The following is a 15,425-nucleotide window of genomic DNA, read 5'->3' on the forward strand; positions in this document are numbered from 1 at the left end:
ATGTTAGATTCTAAATTTTTACGTCAAGACATCGAACAAACTGCAGCACGTTTAGCGGCGCGCGGTTACGAACTCGATGTAGCGACGGTAACGGCACTTGAAGAAAAACGCAAAACATTACAAGTAAAAACGCAAGAACTTCAAAGTCAACGTAATGCAAGCGCAAAAGCAATTGGTCAAGCCAAAGCAAAAGGCGAAGACGCACAGCCATTACTTGATGCAGTGGCTAACTTAGGTAGTGAGCTAGACGCAGCTAAAACTGAGCAAGATGAAGTATTAGCCGCGATTAACGACATTGCGTTAGCAATTCCAAACTTGCCAGACGAGTCAGTACCTGAAGGTAAAGACGAAGACGACAACGTTGAAATTTTAACGTGGGGCACACCTAAAAAGTTTGATTTTGAAGTTAAAGACCACGTAGATGTAGGGCAAGACCTAAACGGCTTAGACTTTGAAATGGGCGTTAAAATTAGTGGTGCACGCTTTACCGTAATGCGCGGCCAAGTTGCGCGTATGCACCGTGCACTAACGCAATTTATGCTAGATACACACGCTGATAAAAACGGCTATACAGAAATGTATGTACCGTACTTAGTAAATAGCGCAAGCCTTTACGGCACGAGCCAATTACCTAAATTTGCGGGCGATTTGTTCCACACATTAGGCCTTGTAAACGACGACGGCGAACAACAAGCCGGCTTTAGCTTAATTCCTACAGCAGAAGTACCGCTTACAAACAGCGCACGCGACGAAATTTACGATGAAAGCGATTTACCAATTCGCTTAGTTGCTCACACTCCATGTTTTAGAAGCGAAGCAGGCAGCTATGGTCGCGATACACGTGGCTTAATTCGTCAACACCAGTTTGATAAAGTTGAACTTGTACAACTTGTAAAACCAGAAGACTCAATGGCAACGCTTGAAGAGTTAACAGGTCACGCAGAGCAAATACTACAAGCGCTTGAACTTCCGTACCGTAAAGTAATTTTATGTATGGGCGACATGGGCTTTGGCTCAGCTAAAACATACGATTTAGAAGTATGGTTACCTGCGCAAGACACATACCGCGAAATTTCATCATGTTCAAACATGGCTGACTTTCAGGCGCGTCGTATGCAAGCACGTTTTCGCCGTGAAGGTGTTAAAAAGCCAGAGTTACTACATACACTAAATGGTTCAGGCTTAGCCGTTGGCCGTACACTAGTAGCCATACTAGAAAACTACCAACAAGCCGATGGTTCAGTAGTAGTACCAGAAGTATTACGCCCATACATGGGTGGACTTGAAGTGATTGGTAAACAATAAAAATCAGTTTAGTTAAGCTTTAAAAGAAAAGCCGCTGTTTAAAAAACAGCGGCTTTTTTATTGAGTAAAAATTTATATCGGTACTAATTTTTATCGACACATATAAATTTTACTTAAGTGTCGGTACTTTTAATGGCTAAGAGGTTACGAGCGATTTATTAATTTAAAATCTTTAGGTACCGCAAATTTACTATCGCGAACGTCTTTCATTTCAACAGACTTTATTTCGTAAACATAGCGCACTACAGGATCTTTACGCCAGTGATCCATTACCATTTCTTTACCTTTATCCATTAGCCCACCAAGCAGTTGTGAACCAACTTCATCTAATCCGGCGCTGTAATCAACAGGTTTACGTGCGGTTTTACAGGCTTTCAATTGTTGTTTCCATTCAAGTTTAACTGAAATTGGGTAACCTTTAATAGTTGCTAATTTTTGGCCAATCTCACCAACGAACTGATTATCTTCGTTACTTATATCACCTGTAAATCCAGCAATAGCTTTATAGGCTTGCGCACCTAATAAGTTCATTAATGCATTGTCATCGCCAATAGCTTTAAGGTAGCTGTCTTGAAACTTCTCATGAACTTGTAATGCACGTTTAGTTTTTGCATTTTGCGCTGTGGTCCAAAAATCAAAAGTCACGATGTTTTTATCTTCTGCACCAGTGGTATCGTGGTAGCGGGTAGTCCAGTTAACAACGTACTGCTCTGTATCGAACCCATTAATTATTCGGCTTTTTCCCGTTTTTTCTACAGCAAATGAATTCTCTTTCAAGTCAACACTACAACCAACTTCTTCGTATGTTTGATATTCTTCAGCATCTTCATCTTTCTCAAAAATGCTATCAGTAAAGCTTACTTCATCACAACCTGCCATAGGGCATTCGCTATATGTCTCGTCATCATAGTCAATGTAATAGCTTTTATTTTTAGGGGAATCAAAAACACGAGACTTATCAGAATTTGCCCAGCGCATTAGCCAGCTATCAAATGTATTTATTTCATGGATAACTCGCTTCGATTCACGAGTTAGTACAGTTTGCTTTCCTGTGTAGTCAGGTACATATAAACCATTAATTGCATACTCAGCCTTCAGTACAGAAGTTGGATTTAGTGGAGTTGTATCTTCTACTTTGGTACTAGCACATCCGGCAACAGCTAAAGCCACTACGATGAGTGTAAATGATTGTTTCATCTTCAGTTCCTTCTTAATTAAATTTGTACGAATTGTAAACCAATTGATTTATTTGTAAATAAATGGCGCGTTAAAATTGTGATTATTTTGGGAACGATTACTTGAGCTTAATTACGAACTGCTTCTTAATAATAAAAGGAGCAGATAATGATGGACTTAAGAGGTGCGCATTCGCACTACTATACAGACAACAGGCATGTACCTAATTTAAAGTGTTAATCTTAGTAGATAAATTAAAGTTATTAAAAATCGTTAAAATTTATGAGAATTATTTTTTATAGATGAAAGGTTAATATAGACTTCATACATAAGAACTTAGATGCACTAAAGCCGCTATTATCCTCTAAAAGCGAAGCGCCTTAACTCTCTTTGTGAACTAATTTGGCTTCACTAACATCAGCTCTGCATTTTTTCCATCCATTAATACCGCGACGTTACCCTTATCAGTTATAAACACATCTCTTAACCTGCCTGCGGCTTCTGGAAATACGTGAGACTGCGTAAATTGACCACTTGCCAGATTAACGCTGTAGAGCTTTTTATCAACAAGAGTAGTGATAAGCACATGTTGTTGTAGTGAAGGGAAGGCGGTATGTTTAGAGCCGTAATATGCCATGCCTGATGGCGCTATTGATGGCGTCCAATTAACACTTGGTTTTTGCATGCCTTTATATTCGGTAAAGGGTGAAATACGAGCTTGCGAGTAATCTTTGCCATAGGTTATTACCGGCCAGCCGTAATTAGTCCCAGCGGTTAAGTAGTTTAGCTCGTCACCGCCTGCAGGGCCGTGCTCGTGGCTAACAATTTGCTGCGTATCGTAATCATAAACTAAGCCTTGAGGGTTACGATGACCAAGTGAGTAAACAGCATGTGCATTTGGGTTTTTGTGATTAATAAATGGGTTGTCTGTTGGAATGGTGCCATCTAGGTTTATACGTAATATTTTACCAAGTTGGCTGGTGATAACTTGTGCTTGCTCTCTAAAGTCAAACCCATCGCCCGTTGAAACTAATAATGTATTGTCGGGTAGGATAAGGGCGCGCCCTGCGTAATGTTGCGGTGTGTTTTTATCAGTCGCTACTTTATAAATAACGTTAGGCTTTGAAAAGTCAGTGCCATTAAACGTGGCTTTGGCAACAACCAGCCTGTTTGCGCTTGCATTACCTTGGGCATAAGTAAAAATAATTTCTTTTGAGTCGTTATAATCTGGCGATAATACAATGTCGAGTAAACCACCTTGGCCTGCAACGTATAAACCTGTTAGGTTTAATTTTACTCTTGATTGCGCATTGTTTTTAACTATAACTACATGACCATCACGCTCTGTAATTAACCATGTGCCGTTTGGTAGTTCAACCATGCTCCACGGAGACTGTAATTGCGTAGCCAGTGTTTTTGTACTGTATTTCTCCTTTGGTAGCGCAGCGCCTGCATTAACAGAAAACGCACAAAGCGAAAGTAGAGCAAAAAAAGAGATACATTGTTTACGGGGCAAGCCTTTGCTAGCATGGCTAGTATAAGAAAAAAGCTTTATTTTAAGTTGAGATAACCATGTCGTTTTTAACACGTATATTGCCTTCATTTTTAGTTTCTTGGTTACTTACATTCACACTTGCTAGCTTGTTTCATAGCCAATACGTTGTCAATCAATTAGTTAATGTAGGTGTAGTGGTGGGCTTTAGTGATCGTGCTAGTTTAACGCTTGATGATTGGTTAGGCCTATTACCTACCTACGGCGCTATTATTGCCCTAGCACTTGCCATCGCTTTTTTTGTTACCGTAAAGCTTAATAAAAAGGTTAAAAAATACAGTACTCAGCTATTTGTTATTGCTGGCATTGTGGCATTTGCTATTGTGTTAATTGCCATTGAATCAATTATGAATATTCATATTATAGCGGGCGCAAGAGGCTGGGGTTTTTATGCTCAACTGCTTGCAGGCGCGTTAGGTGGTTTGGCGTTTTCGCAATTAGTTAAGGCCACTAAAAACCAAAAAGCGTATTAGATGTGTGAATATAAGTACGGCTTATACGTTATTTAGTGATTAATAAATAAAGGCCGCTGTTTATTGTAAACAGCGGCCTTTAAATATGGTTTTTAGAATTTAATCAAAAAATTAAACTAATTAGTTTGTAGCTACTTAGCCCAAAAATTAGGATTAAAACGGGTAGGGTAACCAGGTTTAATACCAAAGAGTTAGTGTAGTTTCCCATAACCCCTTTTTGATTAACCAGCCATACAAGGTAGGTGCTAACAATAGGAAGTAATAACCCGTTAGCCGCTTGCGCGAATATAATTACCGCGACAGGGTCTAAACCGAGTGACGCCACCGCAGCACCAAACAATAAAATAACAATAGCAACGCCTTTAAAGCGCGTGTTGCTCATATCGTTAGACCAGCCTAACATGCCACACACAGCATAAGCACCGGCAAGCGGCGCTGTAATAGCACTTGTTAAACCTGCAGCAAATAAACCAATAGCAAAAAAGTAATGAGCGGCGTCGCCAAGCAATGGCTCTAGCTGCACGGCCATGTTAGCCGCACTAATTTGCCCCGCATCGGTGCCATAAAATGCAACTGAAGCTGTAGATAAAATAGCTAAAGTGATCACACCGCCTAAAGTGATTGATAGGCCTGTATCAACATTTGTTTGTTTAATCACTTTTTGCATGTCGCTGTTACTGTCGTGTCTAGCAGCGAGTACGCCGGAGTGCAAAAATAAGTTATACGGCACAATGGTAGTACCAACTAAAGCTAGTATGGTTGTAATAGAGCCTTCAGGCATACTAGGAATAAAGCCAGCAAATACATCACCCAGTGAAGGCGCTGCCATTACAAGTGTTGAGATAAACACTAAGCTCATTAAAATAACGAGTAAAATTAGCGCGTTTTCAACCACTTTATGTTTGCCGCTATACAGTAAAGCTGCACTAAAAAAAGCAATAAGTGGTGTCCATAGTTGAGGACTAACTTGAGGGAATATTTCAATTAATCCCATGCTAGCGCCACTTAAGTTGCCCGCTTCATAAGCTGCACTGCCCACGCCAATGGCGCTAATGACTAAAAATATAGCTAAAGATTTAAATAAAGGCGTTTGAATATGTGCTCTGAGCGCTTGAGCTAAATCTTGACCAGTAGCAACGCCAAGGCGCGCCGCCATAGATTGTAATAATATAGTGGCAACTACTGAAAACAGTAATGTCCATATAAGTGCAAAACCAAAGTTTGCACCTGCCACGCTTGCGGTAGTAATTGTTCCTGGCCCAATGAAGGCTGCAGTGACGAGTAGTCCTGGTCCTAATCGCATAATTGACCTTAATAGTGCTAATGCATGTTGCTATTTAAAGTTACATCTTACGTTTAAAATCAATAATTATACGCGATGCCTGTTGAGTTAAAGCTGTCACTTACAGTAAGTGCCTTGCAGCAGTATTCGCTCCTTGACGATTTCTTTTTTATAAGCATATGTTATACCAATCCGCAATAATACTTAATCAATTTGAGGGATTAAATCTGACGCTAATTGCGTTAAAAATTTCTGATATAGAACAACTAAATAACGAAATTTTTGCCTGGTTATCGACACGATTTTCTCACCTCAGATAGCTCACTTAATTAAGCGAATTGCTATTAAAAAAGGGCGCGTAGGATACCAACTTGTATATAAATTTAAAGGGGATACAGTGCGTTTGCATGAATTTTAAACGAATATATAAGCGAATTAAATATACTGATGCCGATATTTATATCGGCATCAGTATATTTACTTTATTAGGCTTTTAATCGCTTCTAAGCCTTTTTTTAGGGTATCTGCATCGGTAGCATAGTTAATACGAATACACTCGTGCTTGTGCGCCCAATCATCGTCAATGCCGATAAAAAAGTTATGGCCTGGGATCACATACACGTCTTGCTCTTTGAGTTGTTGATACAATACCTCGCTTGTTATTTTTGCATCTTTAAACCACAGCCACATAAAAAATGCACCTTCAACTTTGTGCAAATAAACAGGCAATTCGGCAAATACTTCGTCAAACAACTCAATCGCTATGTGTGCTTTATTACGATAAAAAGGCAGTACAACATTACGACTCAGTGGCAGTAGTTCGTTGTCGTTAATTAAGCGTGTCACTAAGCTTGGGCCAATACTATTTGGCGATAACACCATGCTGCCGTTTACGCGGCCAATTGCTTTAATAATCTCATTATTGGCAACCACAATACCGCTGCGTAAACCCGGTAGGCCCAGTTTTGAAAGTGACATACATAAAATAATGTTTGAGTTCCACGTTAGGTTTGCATCGGTGTAAATACAACCTGGGAACGGATCGCCGTACGCGTTATCAATAATGAGTGGAATGCCATATTGCTTAGCAAGCAAATCAAGGTGTTTTACTTCATCATCAGTAATTACATTACCTGTTGGGTTGGTAGGACGTGAGACGCACAGCGCGCTTATACTGCTGTCGTTTGCTAGTGTTTTCTCAACTGCTTTAAAATCAATGACGTATTTAAACTGTTTTGATGTGCTGCCTGTATTTAAAATTTCGATATCAGGCTTTATGGCAACAAACATATCAGCCGATAAACCTTGATCGGCATAACCTATGTACTCTGGCGCAAGGGGAAATAAAATCTTTTTATGGCTGCCATCCGGCATTTCACCTGCCAACATATTAAACAGCACAAAAAAGTTAGCTTGACTGCCATTACCGAGTGCTACGTTATCAGCGCTAATATCCCATGCGTACTCTTTACGTAGCTGGCCAGCTAATGCAGCTCTAAACTCGTCGTTACCGGTTGGGCCATCGTAAAGGCCAAATACTTGCGATACTTTATTGCTGGCAACAAGTTTTTGTAATTCACTTAAAAAAACCTCATTTACTTGTGGTACTAATGCGGGATTACCGCCACCCAGCATAACAATATTAGGATTGTTACTGTTTTTAGCCCCGCCTAAGTCTTCCATTAATTGGGTAATGCCGTTGGGTTGTGTAAATTTAGTGCCAAAGTTTGAGTAGTTCATAATGCATAGCGTTTGTTAATAATGGGGAGGGCAGTATAGCGTAAATATAGGGCTTAAATCCGATGATGAGAATAATTCAATGCTAAGATTTACAGCTAGTTAAAGTAATGTAATTTCTTATAAAACAAAGGCTAATTTAAGACTTTTTAACGCCGTATAAAAACTCTTCGCCGCAGTCCATATACAAATCAAATTTGGCCATGACTTTGGTGAACATGGGGGCGTGTAAAAACTCGTTTAACCATGCGCGTACATGCGTGTATTCACTTTGTATGTACCAGTGTTTATCTACACGGGCAAACTGTCTAATAAATGGCAGCAGGGCATAATCGGCTAGACTTTTTTCATCGCCCATTAAGTATTTATGGGTGGTTAGTTTTGCTTCAAATTGCTTAATAAACTCTTCGCAGGCTTTTTGGTAATAAATTTGTGCCATGTCTTTTGTACGCGCATAAAATTTGTACTTTTCGAGCACAGGTTTAAATTGCGTATCGTTTAGATTAATTAACTCAAGCATGCGCTCAAGTGCTAATGGGTCTTGAGTATGCAGTAAATTATGCGGATCGTTTTGCTTTAAAGCCCACAGCATAATATCGAGGCTTTCATCTATAACTTGGTTATTAGGCAGTAATAAAACAGGCACAGTGCCCTTAGGCGATATTTGCAATAGATGCGGCGGTTTATTTTTAGTTTTTATAGCGCGTAGAAGTACTTGTTGCTCTGCCATTAAAATACCCATTCGTGCACGCATTGCGTATGGGCAGTGTTGTAATGAATATAATAATGGCAATGTCATGTTAGTTACCTTAGCTGTTTAGGCCTTCAACATACTGCTGACGGGTTTGTACTTTAACCAAGCTATTTAAGTGTTCAACCGCTTGTGTTTGCCCGTTAATTAAATCTTGAAAATGCGCAAGTAACACGGCTTTATCCAGTTTTTCTTTATCGCCTGAACCAATGTCGGTTAAATCAATCATAAACTCGTCAAATTTGTCGGCAAAGTCACTCACAATATCCATGTTTAAAAATTGCTCATGGTTATAAATACTTGGGTAGCCGCCTTTTTGCTTATCAATAGCAAAGCTAATACCTTTAACATTGGTAACGGTAGTTTCTTTTTTACAGCTCAGCATACAGCTTGCGTCAATACGTGGTTTTTTACATCCTACTGTTTGTTGGAAAAAACACTGTCGGCTAGTCATCATTAGTATTGGATGATAAATGCTGTACATCATTTTAAAGTTGTTAGGGCGTTTAATATTACGCATTTGTGGTTTGTTTATTTCGTTTGAAATAAACGCGCCTTTTGCGTTTAAATCTTCTTGTAGTGTTAGTAACGCATAAGAGTTTGTGGTGTTTAACAACGGGCCTGCAATCCAGTCAATACCCATTTGTACTGCTTTAAATGCAACGCCTGTGTTGTTACTAATAATAAGCTTAGGTTTTACAACCTCGAGCAAACGTACCGCTTCTTCAAAATCTTTACCAATTAACACCGCCGGAAACCACGGAATTAACTGTGGGTGCTCTAAAAATACATTAATGTATTTATCGTTATCGGTTCTAAAGCTCTCTGGTAATTTAAAGTAAACATCGCCACCTGTTAAATCACATAGGTGAACATCTTTTATGTCCGATATTAAAATAGAGAGTGTTGTTTTGTTATCGGCTTTAGGGTGGTTTACTAGTTTTGGCAGTTCAACAGGGGCGAGTACGTCTCTGCCTTCGTTTAATAAAAACGCGACTTGCTTTTTAATACGGGCAAGCTCTTTAAACGGAATGCTTAAGTTGTTGCCTAAGTTTGAGTAATCCATATTTTTAATTTCAAAATTGGCATTACTAAAGGTTTTAAAGCGCTTATCAATGGCAGCAATATCAACAACTGATTTATCGGCGGTTTGCATAGGCATTTGCGATTGAACTTCAAAGCGTAGAGGTTGAAGGGCGCTTTGCTCTGCTAGGGTGTTGTCGTGTTTATCGTTTATTATCAGTGTTACTGTAAATGGCTGGTTTAATTGACCGCCAAACTCAAAGCGTAGTTCTCGTTTTGAAATATCTAAAAACTCAATCTTCTTTTTAACTAACGTATCAATGTCATTTTTTTCTGCGGCGAGCTCTTGCTGTGCATCGTAAATCTGCACAACTGAAATTGCGTTATTCTTTTCGTTAGCGTGATCAAAGCTATGGTCGCGCGGGTTGTCGGTAAACATGTTTTTTGTCATGTCACCTTGCAAAAACTTATTAGTAAAATTACGGTTAAATACTTTATATAAGCTTGAATCGTCTTCAATTAAATTACCTGTTTGTACAAAGGTATCTATTTGTTTGCGCCAGCTATCAATAACGGTATGAACGTAGTTAGCGCCTTTAATACGGCCTTCTACTTTTAACGAGTCAACACCTGCGGCTACCAACTCCGGTAAATCAAAATAGGCTGAATTATCTTTTAAGTTTAACGGATGTTTGTTACCCATGGCGGTTGGCTCGTATTCATCACGACATGCTTGTGAGCAACGACCACGGTTACCTGAGTTACCCACACTTACTGAGCTTGAATAACATTGCCCCGAAAACGCAATACACAATGCACCATGTACAAACACCTCGGTCAATACATCGCATTTGTGCGCTACGTCGGTCAATATTTTAATTTCAGTTAGGTTAAGCTCGCGCGATAAATTTACACGTGTAGCGCCAATGCGCGCTAAAAACTCAACCTGTGATTCGTTATGGGTGGTTAACTGAGTTGATGCGTGAATATGCAAAGTAGGAAAGTGCTTTTTAACTATGTTGAACAACCCTAAATCTTGCACAATAATGCCATCGAGCGTGGTATTTACGAGTTGGTTAAGTAGCTTAAATAGCGCGCCCATTTCGTGCTCTAATATAACTACGTTTAGCGTTAAAAATATTTCACAGCCGTATTCATGGGCTAGACGAAGTGCGCCGTTAAGCTCATCAAACGAAAGATTAGACGCTCGGTTACGTGCATTAAAGGTATCTAATCCACAATAAACCGCATTAGCACCGGCTACAATGGCGGCTTTTACCGCGTTTACATCACCGCCTGGGGCTAATAGTTCAATCTTTCTACTCATTACAATGTCGCTTCGCTCATATTTAATTGCCGCGAATTTTATATGGTTAAGCACGTTAATGCTATTTATTGAGGGATATAATAAAGACTAATACCAATTCGCTTAATTAAGTGATCTATTTTGAGGCTGGAAAAACGTGTTGATAGCTAGGCAAAAAATTCGCTATTTAGTTGTTCTCGTCAATTGCTCCTGCATTGCTCTACCTTCTGCATCCATGCAGTCGTAAATGAGAATTTTTTAACACAGGTAGCGACACGTTTAGCCCCGCAAAATGATTAAGTATTATTGCGGATTGGTATAGAATAAAAGAGTGCATAAAATTACAATTAAGCTGGCTGATTTATTACGTAAACATGTAATAAAATGATAATTTATAAGCAGGCAACACTTTCAACTTTACTTAGGCGAACCCCATCAGCAATCAAGATCTTAAACAGTTAGATACAGATTTAAACAGTGATGAATCTGGAATTATTAACACCCAACTAAAAATAGCCACATTTAACCTGTTTAACTATCTTGAGCCGCCCAATGCATACTATGAGTTTGAGAAAATTTATACCGCGCAGCAGTGGGCTAAAAAGCAGCGTTGGATTGTTGATTACTTAACAGAACATGCCCCTGATGTGATTGGTTTTCAGGAAGTGTTTAGCATTGACTCATTAAAAGAGCTAGTAGGCGAGCAAGGTTATAATTACTTTGCTGTAGTTGATACGCCAGAGGTGATTGATGACTTTATTTATAAACGCCCTGTAGTGTCAATCGCCTCTAAATACCCCATAGTTGAAGTAGCAGCGGTTGAGCACGATAGTGAGCTTGCAAATGCGCTTGGCCTTAATAGTGAGTTTACTTTTAGTCGTAAAGTACTAAGAGCAACTATAACGCTGCCGCATATAGGTAATACCGATTGTTACGTGGTGCATTTTAAATCTAAGCGCCCAATGATTAATGTTGATGAACATAATAAAGAGCTTACACCCGAGCAAAACATAATTGAAATTTTAAAAGCGAATGTAGCGGGTGGGTGGGGCTCAACTATTCAGCGTGGCAGTGAAGCTACATTACTAATGATACAAATGATTGCTCGTCGCGAAGCTACGCAACAACCCATGCTATTAATGGGAGACTTTAATAATGAACTTGCGGATGGCGTATTAAGCCATTTACTGACAAGTACGCTACGCTTTGCGCCTGCATTTGATGATAAAACCTACCTCGCTAAATATTGTTTAAATGATTCATGGGATTTGTTTGTTAAGTCGCAGCTAAGCGAAGATGAACTGTCTAATGGTGAGGCAATGGCTAGCGATGAAATAAGCCATAGTGAAAGCCATAGCATTTTTGATTTAGCTGATGAAAACGAAGCAAAAAATGTTAATACAACTAAGCTTATGCCTTTAAGAGCACCAACACATTATTATGGCGCGAGCAGCTCCGTGCTTGATTATATTTTATTATCTTGTGAGTTTGATGCCAGCTACCTTGGCAGTTTTTTTGAGGTGATTGAGTATAATACTTATGATCGTCACTTAATAAACCCCGAATTTGAGCGTGATGATTTAAGTACTGATCATGGAATTGTGTTAGTTACACTAAAACTAAGAAGTTAGGCTTGCTCTATGCATAATTATGCTAAAATTATAAATTAAAAGTATTCATATAGCAGCAATACTTGATGTATTGCGCCGGTTTGTATATTTTATCACCAGTCTTTTGAATTGTATTAATAATAAATTACTAAAATGGTAAATATGGAATTTTATACCTACTTGAATCATAAGCGAAATATGGATTTACCTTCGCAAATACATAGTTTCATTGTAAAGCGAATTTATAATTTTACATTTTTAGTGAAAGCTTTGCTTTTTGCTTTGTTTGTTAGCTTAAACAGCGCTTACGCACAAGAAACCACCTCATACAGTTTAACTAACGAATCTAATGCAGGGCTGCTTAAAAGAGCTGAATTACTTATAGATACTGACGTTATAACTAGTATTGAACTAAGTAAGTCGTTGTTGTCACAAGCGCAAAGTGCTGATGACATGTTACTCAGCGCAAAGCTACATAACTTGCTAGGTAGGGCGAATAAAAAAAATAACAATATTAATGCATCGCTCGAGCACTTTTTACAATCCTCTGTTTACTACAGCAAATTAAATGATTCACGAAACCAAATAAAGGCGTCTATTAATTATATAAATATATTATTAGAAGAAAAACGTTATGACGAACTTACTACCCGCATTGAAACTTTATTACCAACGACCCTTGTGTATGGCGATGACTTTTTTATAGCGCAAGTGCTACTTATTAAGGGAGATTCGTTTTATGGGCAAAAAAAGTACGATAACGCGAACGCGCAATATACATCTGCTTTAAAATACCTTGTTGACGAAGACGAATTAATACAAAGACAGTTAGGTGAAACGTATAAAAAATTAGCTCAGTCGTACAAACGCCTCAAAAATAGAGAGCAAACGGCTCACTTTTATACAAAAGCTTTAGAAATATACACAAGTTTAGGTGATTTAAAGCTAATGGCGCGTACTTTAAATACACTAGCAGAAGCACACCGTTATTTAGATAACTTAGTTTTAGCCCTTGATTACTCCACTCGCGCATTAGAAATACATAAAGACATTGACGATCCTGTTGGCTTTGCTAAGGCATTACTAGGGGCGGGTATTATTTATCGTCATATTAATCTTTATGAAAAATCACTTGAACATATAAATGAGGCATATTTATATTATAAAAAAGTAAATAACATGCTTGGGATTGCTAAAACATCAAATCAAATGGGACTGGTATATACACGATTAAGGCAGTTTGATCAGGCCGAATTTTTCTATCAAATAACTATCGATTTGCCAAAAGGTATGGTCGAGGAAAAAACGCTCGCTTCAGCTTTAAGAGAAATGGCTGTTATTAACCTCGAATCTGGCGACTTAGCATCAGCAATGCAATATGCTAAAAAAGCTTATATCACTTATAAAAACAAAAACCTTACATCGTACATTTCTACAACAGCACGTATTATTGGTAATATTTATCGTGCCCAAGGAAATAACAACAAGGCTATAGAGTATTACAAAGAGTCGTTGTCGTTTGCCAGAGAAACAGGTGGTAAACTTTATGAGATAAAGTCGCTTACTGCGCTTGCGGGCATTTTAATTGGTATTGATACAAATGAGGCGATTACTTTACTGAAAAGGTCACTCGCTTTATCAACCGAAATAGATGATAAATTACATATGCTATATGCCTATCGTGAAATTCGAATAGCAGAAAAATTGCGTGGTCGTATAGAAGAGTCACTTCGTTATGCAGAAGAAGAAATAGCCCTAACCGATATTATTCAAAATGAAAGAAATGAAGATAAATTGGCGCTTGAAAAAGCACATTTGCATTCGTACAAAATGGAAATAGAGCTTGAGACGTTAAGAGAAAAAGAAAAACGCCATCAGCTTGAGCTTGAAAAGAAAAATAATCAAATTGAAATCGCCGCCCAAGCTAGAGTTATATCAGAGCTAGAGCTATCAAAGAATAAATACGCCAGTATTGCGCTCGCATTTTTATTAGCCGCTTGTTTAGCTATTGTATTACTGGTTTATAGAAGTTTTATTGCCTCTAAAAAACGTAATGAAGAGTTAGACTATTTGGCAGCAAGAGACCCTTTAACCAATTGTTATAACCGTCGTATTTTATTTGAGGTTATGAATCGCGACTTTTTGGATTTACCTCAGATTGAAGAGTACTGTATTTTAATGGTCGATATTGACCATTTTAAAAGCGTTAACGACACCTATGGGCATAGCATTGGCGACACAGTACTTTGTGGCGTAGCCGAGCTTTTACAAGCTAATATACGTAAAAGTGATAGCGTGGCCCGTTTTGGTGGCGAAGAATTTTGTATTATTTTGCCCAACACAACTCAAGAGCAAGCAATACGTATAGCTGAGGCTATTCGTATTAAAGTTGAAAAAGCGACATTTGATGATATTCCTGTTACGTGTAGCTTTGGGGTTACGTCTATTAAATTTAAAGCAAGAACACCTTCTGAGTTGATTGAACAGGCAGATTTAGCTCTTTATGAGGCTAAGTCCTTGGGGCGTAATCAGGTTGCGTTATGGGATGCTTCGCTTGAAGAGTTTAAGCTTTTTAGATCGGAGTAAACCAGCAGTATACAGTTTAGTTTTGATGTTATTTTTTTAAATTATAACAAGTAAATTTTATATAATGCTGTGTGTTACTTACATATGTAATTAGGCTTATTAAATTAACTCCTTTAATATCAGTGTATTAACTTAGGCTTTAAAATTGCAATCAATACTAAGTTAAAAACAAAACAAGGGATTTAATAATGACTGAAGTTGCACTTTCGGCCTATTTGGCATTTTACCTCTATTTAATTATGTTACTTGTACAGTGGGCTGTGGCTACGTTTAGCAAAGCTAAAGAACCAAATGCTGTACCAGGTAAAATTGACGAGGATTTATCGCACGACAGCTTTATATTTAGAGCACATCGTACGTTTCATAATACGCTTGAAAACAGTGCATTATTTATAGGTACGGTGTTATTTGCGTTTGTAATTAATTATCAAAGCCCGATTTTTGCAATGTGTATTTGGGTGTATTTAATTGCGCGTTTAATTCACATGGCGCTTTACTACGCTATAGCAACGGAGAAAAACCCAAGCCCACGTAGTTACTTTTTTTTAATCGGCGTACTTGCTAATGTGGTTATGCTGATAATGATAGGGTTAAGACTAATCTCTTAATTTATAAAAAAGTTAT

General features: G+C 38.3%; 11 protein-coding genes. 5 read left to right on the plus strand and 6 right to left on the minus strand.

Features of this window, described 5'->3' with window-relative positions; translation table 11 throughout:
* The gene (gene serS, locus QMA08_RS00555; RefSeq protein ID WP_182673391.1) at positions 1-1,305 is read left to right on the plus strand and encodes a serine--tRNA ligase; all 1,305 of its coding nucleotides are present in this window, start codon (positions 1-3) and stop codon (positions 1,303-1,305) included.
* Between the two features lie 144 nt (positions 1,306-1,449).
* Here the strand turns inward: serS and QMA08_RS00560 are convergent, their stop codons facing one another.
* Both QMA08_RS00560 and QMA08_RS00565 read right to left on the minus strand, forming a co-directional pair.
* Complete coding sequence (locus QMA08_RS00560) at positions 1,450-2,502, minus strand: hypothetical protein (protein ID WP_278381879.1); 1,053 nt, start codon at positions 2,500-2,502, stop codon at positions 1,450-1,452.
* A 376-nt stretch (positions 2,503-2,878) separates the two neighbouring features.
* Entirely contained in the window at positions 2,879-4,069 is a 1,191-nt protein-coding gene (locus tag QMA08_RS00565) for a PQQ-dependent sugar dehydrogenase (protein WP_290173333.1), read from the minus strand.
* Here QMA08_RS00565 and QMA08_RS00570 point away from each other — a divergent pair.
* Positions 4,054-4,506, plus strand: coding sequence for a hypothetical protein (locus tag QMA08_RS00570; protein WP_290173334.1), 453 nt, complete (start codon positions 4,054-4,056; stop codon positions 4,504-4,506). The two genes, QMA08_RS00565 and QMA08_RS00570, sit on opposite strands and share 16 nt — an antisense overlap.
* A 103-nt stretch (positions 4,507-4,609) precedes the next feature.
* On the opposite strand, the gene QMA08_RS00575 is transcribed toward QMA08_RS00570, so the two are convergent.
* From QMA08_RS00575 to QMA08_RS00590, 4 genes are all read right to left on the minus strand, one after another.
* Positions 4,610-5,809: an Nramp family divalent metal transporter gene (locus QMA08_RS00575; protein WP_149602550.1), complete on the minus strand. Its 1,200-nt coding sequence runs from the start codon at positions 5,807-5,809 to the stop codon at positions 4,610-4,612.
* 456 nt (positions 5,810-6,265) lie between these two features.
* Positions 6,266-7,528 carry a valine--pyruvate transaminase gene (locus QMA08_RS00580; protein ID WP_290173335.1) on the minus strand — a complete coding sequence of 421 codons (1,263 nt, stop codon included), beginning with the start codon at positions 7,526-7,528 and terminating at the stop codon, positions 6,266-6,268.
* Positions 7,529-7,664: 136 nt separating this feature from the next.
* Positions 7,665-8,324: a glutathione S-transferase gene (locus QMA08_RS00585; protein ID WP_290173336.1), complete on the minus strand. Its 660-nt coding sequence runs from the start codon at positions 8,322-8,324 to the stop codon at positions 7,665-7,667.
* 10 nt (positions 8,325-8,334) lie between these two features.
* Positions 8,335-10,626: a peptidase U32 family protein gene (locus tag QMA08_RS00590; RefSeq protein WP_290173337.1), complete on the minus strand. Its 2,292-nt coding sequence runs from the start codon at positions 10,624-10,626 to the stop codon at positions 8,335-8,337.
* A 506-nt stretch (positions 10,627-11,132) separates the two neighbouring features.
* Between QMA08_RS00590 and QMA08_RS00595 the strand changes: the two genes are divergently transcribed.
* From QMA08_RS00595 to QMA08_RS00605, 3 genes are all read left to right on the plus strand, one after another.
* Positions 11,133-12,236 (plus strand): endonuclease/exonuclease/phosphatase family protein, encoded by a 1,104-nt coding sequence (locus tag QMA08_RS00595; protein WP_290173696.1) that lies wholly within the window; start codon positions 11,133-11,135, stop codon positions 12,234-12,236.
* 177 nt (positions 12,237-12,413) lie between these two features.
* A complete protein-coding gene (locus QMA08_RS00600; protein WP_290173338.1) occupies positions 12,414-14,801 on the plus strand; it encodes a GGDEF domain-containing protein in 2,388 nt (795 codons plus the stop codon).
* Positions 14,802-14,989: 188 nt separating this feature from the next.
* The gene (locus QMA08_RS00605) at positions 14,990-15,409 is read left to right on the plus strand and encodes an MAPEG family protein (protein ID WP_002963227.1); all 420 of its coding nucleotides are present in this window, start codon (positions 14,990-14,992) and stop codon (positions 15,407-15,409) included.
* The last annotated feature ends 16 nt before the right edge of the window (positions 15,410-15,425 follow it).

Origin of the sequence: Pseudoalteromonas sp. APC 3355, assembly GCF_030407615.1 — a bacterium.
Classification (GTDB): Bacteria; Pseudomonadota; Gammaproteobacteria; order Enterobacterales; family Alteromonadaceae; genus Pseudoalteromonas; species Pseudoalteromonas distincta.

Bases quoted from the DNA above. Each gene is read 5' to 3' on its own strand.
- serS (WP_182673391.1), top strand. From the start codon at position 1: ATGTTAGATTCTAAATTTTTACGTCAAGACATCGAACAAACTGCAGCA.
- QMA08_RS00560 (WP_278381879.1), bottom strand. From the start codon at position 2,502: ATGAAACAATCATTTACACTCATCGTAGTGGCTTTAGCTGTTGCCGGA.
- QMA08_RS00570 (WP_290173334.1), top strand. From the start codon at position 4,054: ATGTCGTTTTTAACACGTATATTGCCTTCATTTTTAGTTTCTTGGTTA.
- QMA08_RS00575 (WP_149602550.1), bottom strand. From the start codon at position 5,809: ATGCGATTAGGACCAGGACTACTCGTCACTGCAGCCTTCATTGGGCCA.
- QMA08_RS00580 (WP_290173335.1), bottom strand. From the start codon at position 7,528: ATGAACTACTCAAACTTTGGCACTAAATTTACACAACCCAACGGCATT.
- QMA08_RS00585 (WP_290173336.1), bottom strand. From the start codon at position 8,324: ATGACATTGCCATTATTATATTCATTACAACACTGCCCATACGCAATG.
- QMA08_RS00590 (WP_290173337.1), bottom strand. From the start codon at position 10,626: ATGAGTAGAAAGATTGAACTATTAGCCCCAGGCGGTGATGTAAACGCG.
- QMA08_RS00600 (WP_290173338.1), top strand. From the start codon at position 12,414: ATGGATTTACCTTCGCAAATACATAGTTTCATTGTAAAGCGAATTTAT.
- QMA08_RS00605 (WP_002963227.1), top strand. From the start codon at position 14,990: ATGACTGAAGTTGCACTTTCGGCCTATTTGGCATTTTACCTCTATTTA.